2 protein-coding genes are annotated in these 1,619 nt (G+C 57.4%); both read left to right on the plus strand.

Features of this window, described 5'->3' with window-relative positions:
* Positions 1 to 222: IS66 family insertion sequence element accessory protein TnpB (gene tnpB / locus KUO17_RS25135; RefSeq protein ID WP_217978266.1), on the plus strand; the 222-nt coding region annotated here is incomplete at its 5' end.
* A gap of 18 nt (positions 223 to 240) precedes the next feature.
* Positions 241 to 1,619: IS66 family transposase (gene tnpC / locus KUO17_RS25140; protein WP_217978267.1), on the plus strand; the 1,379-nt coding region annotated here is incomplete at its 3' end.

Consider the following 1,619-nt stretch of genomic DNA (forward strand, 5'->3'; position numbering starts at 1 on the left):
TTTCTAAATCGCCAGCGCAACCGTATCCGCGTGTTGTATTGGGAGCGCAACGGTTTCTGTCTTTGGCTCAAGCGTCTGGAGTCTGAGCGATTCAAAACGTCACCTGATGAACCGGACGAGGCCATCGTACTGACGGTGCAGGAACTGAACTGGTTACTGGATGGTTTCGACCTCTGGCGCAACCGTCCGCATCAGGTTTTGACACCCCGTTTCGTTGCCTGACTGGGTATAATCCGGGCCATGATTCCATTGCCCGATGACCTTCCTGATGACCCTGTCTTGCTCAAGCAACTGCTTGCGCAGTTAATGATCGAGCGTACGGTCGACAAGGGGCATATCGTCGATCTGAAAGAACAGATCACGTTGCTGCGTGATCGACTGTTCAATCGCAAATCCGAGCAGACCGTCGATCCCAACACGCCGCAACTGGCGATGTTCAACGAGCCTGAAAGCGAACCGCTGCTGGCGGTGGTTGACGATGCGGATGAAGAAGTCGTTGCCCCAGTCAAGCGCCGTGGCAAGCGTAAACCGTTGTCGGCTGAGCTGCCGCGCATCGAGGTGATTCATGACCTGCCCGAGCATGAGCTGACCTGCGCCTGTGGCTGCCGCAAGCATGTCATTGGCGAAGAAACCAGCGAACAGTTGGATATCGTGCCGATGCAGATCCGCGTGATCAAACATGTGCGCAAGGTCTACGGTTGCCGTGGTTGCGAAACCACCCCCGTCACCGCTGACAAGCCGGCCCAGTTGATCGAAAAGAGCATGGCCAGCCCAAGCGTATTGGCCATGTTGCTGACCACCAAGTATGTCGACGGCTTGCCGCTGCATCGTTTCGAAACGGTGCTGAGTCGGCACGGTATAGAGATTCCTCGACAGACGTTGGCGCGCTGGGTGATCCAGTGCAGTGAACACTTCCAGCCGTTACTCAACCTGATGCGCGACCGGTTACTGGAAAGTCCAGTCATTCACTGCGACGAAACGCGGGTGCAGGTGCTCAAAGAACCGGATCGCGACCCGACCAGCCAGTCGTGGATGTGGGTGCAGGCCAGTGGCCCGCCCGATCGACAAGTCGTGCTATTCGACTACACCACCAGCCGTGCGCAGGAAGTACCGCTGCGGCTACTGGAAGGTTATCGCGGCTATGTGATGACCGATGATTACGCCGGTTACAACGCCTTGGCATTACAACCTGGCGTCGAGCGTCTGGCGTGCATGGTGCATGCCCGGCGCAAGTTCGTTGAGGCGCAGAAAGTGCAGCCCAAGGGCAAGACCGGACGCGCCGATATTGCACTGACGATGATCAACAAACTGTATGGCATCGAGCGCGAACTCAAGGATGTCAGCTATGAACAGCGGTTCATCGGCCGCCAGGAAAGAAGCCTGCCGATCCTGGGCCAGTTGAAAAGCTGGCTGGACAAGACGCACGCTCAAGTCACGCCACAAAGTGTGCTGGGCAAGGCGGTGCACTATCTGGCGAACAACTGGAGCCGGTTGGAACGCTACGTCGAGGCCGGCCACTTGCCGATCGACAACAACCTGGCGGAGCGTGCGATAAAGCCGTTTGTTATCGGACGTAAAGCCTGGCTGTTCAGTGACACGCCTAAAGGCGCCACGGCCAG

It is taken from the genome of Pseudomonas aegrilactucae (assembly GCF_019168305.1).
Taxonomy (GTDB): Bacteria; Pseudomonadota; Gammaproteobacteria; order Pseudomonadales; family Pseudomonadaceae; genus Aquipseudomonas; species Aquipseudomonas aegrilactucae.